This window comes from Pseudomonas sp. AGC41 (assembly GCF_057334555.1).
Map to the genome: position 1 here is coordinate 9627 of NZ_JBHFJB010000048.1, position 2597 is coordinate 12223.

3 protein-coding genes are annotated in these 2597 nt (G+C 59.7%); 2 read left to right on the forward strand and 1 reads right to left on the reverse strand.

Features of this window, described 5'->3' with window-relative positions; all coding sequences use genetic code 11:
* On the reverse strand, window positions 1-325 hold a 325-nt coding region (locus ACE04F_RS09525), incomplete at its 3' end, for a hypothetical protein (protein ID WP_486106180.1).
* On the opposite strand from ACE04F_RS09525, the gene ACE04F_RS09530 reads away from it, so the two are divergent.
* A complete protein-coding gene (locus ACE04F_RS09530; RefSeq protein ID WP_305497791.1) occupies window positions 324-1631 on the forward strand; it encodes a CitMHS family transporter in 1308 nt (435 codons plus the stop codon). The genes ACE04F_RS09525 and ACE04F_RS09530 overlap by 2 nt on opposite strands.
* A gap of 77 nt (window positions 1632-1708) precedes the next feature.
* A complete protein-coding gene (locus ACE04F_RS09535) occupies window positions 1709-2476 on the forward strand; it encodes a TerC family protein (RefSeq protein WP_305497790.1) in 768 nt (255 codons plus the stop codon).
* Window positions 2477-2597: the final 121 nt, after the last annotated feature.

Genomic DNA, 2597 nt, shown 5'->3' on the forward strand with positions numbered 1-2597 from the left:
CCCCCCCCCCCCCCCCCCACGAAAGCAGATTGGTCATCAACCATTGCGGCAGCGAAAGCAGGCCGGTCATCAACCATTGCGGCAGCGAAAGGCTGCTGAAAGCTTGCGCGATTAGGATCGCCTCACCTACCGGCAAAAGACCGGTGGCCAGAAACGAGCGTTCGAATGCTCGTGCGGCCTTTTTAACAACAACAATGGTGATTCTGATGTCCGCTGCTACCCGTCCCGTTGCATCCCCTCCATCCGTCCGTCCCGAGCCCTGCATCCTGCGCTGACCGTTTCGGTTCGCCTTTGCCCGCCGCGCCACGCCTGGAGTATTTCCCATGCTGACTTTCCTTGGCTTCGCCATGGTCATCACGTTCATGTTCCTGATCATGACCAAGCGCCTGTCCGCGCTGATCGCCCTGATCATCATTCCGATCCTGTTCGCGCTGTTCGGTGGCTTTGCGCCGAAGATCGGCCCGATGATGCTCGAAGGCATCACCAAGCTTGCCCCGACCGGGGTGATGTTGATGTTTGCGATTCTCTATTTCGCCCTGATGATCGACTCCGGCCTGTTCGACCCGGCTGTGCGCAAGATCCTCAAGATGGTCAAGGGCGACCCCTTGAAAGTTTCGGTCGGCACCGCCGTTCTGGCGCTCGTCGTTTCCCTCGATGGTGACGGCGCGACCACTTATATGATCTGCGTAGCCGCCATGCTGCCGCTCTACAGCCGCATCGGCATGAGCCCGCAGATCATGGCGGGCCTGATCATCCTCGCCGGCGGCGTGATGAACATGACCCCCTGGGGCGGGCCAACCGCTCGGGCGGCCAGTGCGCTGCATGTGGATCCGTCCGACATCTTCGTCCCGATGATCCCGGCGATGCTGGCCGGCGTCGTGGCGATCCTGGCGATTGCCTACATGTACGGCAAACGCGAGCGTGCGCGTCTGGGTGAGCTGCACCTGGCCGGTGACGACATGGACCACAGCGAAATCAGCGTCTCGCAGTTTCCGGACGCCCGCCGTCCGAAACTGATCTGGTTCAACGGCGCACTGACCCTGGCCCTGATGTGCACGCTGATTGCCGGCCTGTTGCCGCTGCCGGTGCTGTTCATGGTGGCGTTCAGTATCGCGATGATCGTCAACTACCCATGCCTGCAACAACAGAAAGACCGCGTCGCGGCCCACGCCGGCAGCGTGTTGGCGGTGGTCGGGCTGATTTTCGCGGCAGGTATCTTCACTGGCATCCTGTCCGGCACCGGCATGGTCGATGCCATGTCCAAGAGCCTGCTGGCAGTGATCCCGGACTTCCTCGGTCCTTACCTCGCGGTCATCACCGCGCTGGTGAGCATGCCGTTCACTTTCTTCATGTCGAACGATGCATTTTATTACGGGGTGTTACCAGTTTTGGCCGAAGCCGCCAGCCATTACGGCATCACTGGCGTGGAAATGGCCCGTGCCTCGATCGTCGGCCAGCCCGTTCACCTGCTGAGCCCGCTGGTTCCGTCGACTTACCTGCTGGTGGCCCTGGCCGGGATCGAATTCGGCGATCACCAACGCTTCACCTTGAAGTGGGCAGTACTGGTTTGCCTGTGCATAATGTTCGCCGCCTTGCTGATGGGGATTTTTCCGCTGTTCAGCACTCTATAAAAGCAACGCCCGCCGCGACGCCCCTGTCGGTTAACCGAAGGCGCGGCGCGGCCTAACACTCGCTCAAAGGAACTCACATGGAATGGCTGACCAACCCGGAAATATGGGTTGCCTTCTTTACCCTGACCGCCCTGGAAATCGTCCTGGGTATCGATAACATCATCATGATCTCGATCCTGGTCAGCCGCATGCCCAAGCACATGCAGGCCCGCACCCGGATCTTCGGCCTGGCGCTGGCGATGATCACGCGGATCCTGTTGTTGCTGTCCATCACTTGGGTGATGCGCCTGACCGCCGATCTGTTCGAAGTATTCGGCCAGGGCATCTCCGGCCGCGACCTGATCCTGTTCTTCGGTGGCCTGTTCCTGCTGTGGAAAAGCTCCCAGGAGATGTACCACGCGCTGGAAGGCGAAGAGGAAAACAGCGACGAGCCTTCGGTCAAGGGCGGCAACTTCATCTACACCATCATCCAGATCGCGATCATCGACATCGTGTTCTCCCTGGACTCGGTCATTACCGCGGTCGGCATGGTCTCCCATGTACCGGTCATGGTTGCCGCGATCATCGTCGCCGTACTGGTGATGATGCTGGCTTCGGGCACCATCAGCACGTTCATCGACAAGCATCCGTCGCTGAAAATGCTGGCGCTGTCGTTCCTGCTGGTGGTCGGTACCGTACTGATCGCCGAATCGTTCGACGTGCATGTGCCTAAAGGCTACGTCTACTTCGCCATGGCGTTCTCGCTGGCGGTGGAAGCGATCAATATCAAGATGCGTACCGCGATGGCACGCAAGCGCAAGCAGCAGGATCCGGTGAAACTGCGCAAGGATGTTCCAGGTCAGTAAAGGCTTAGGGCAGTGAACGAAGGGGCTCTTGGAGCCCCTTTTTTCATGTCTGCAGAAAACTCAATTGTGGGAGCGAGCCTGCTCGCGAAAGCGGTCTGCCTGAACCGGTGATGTAGGATGC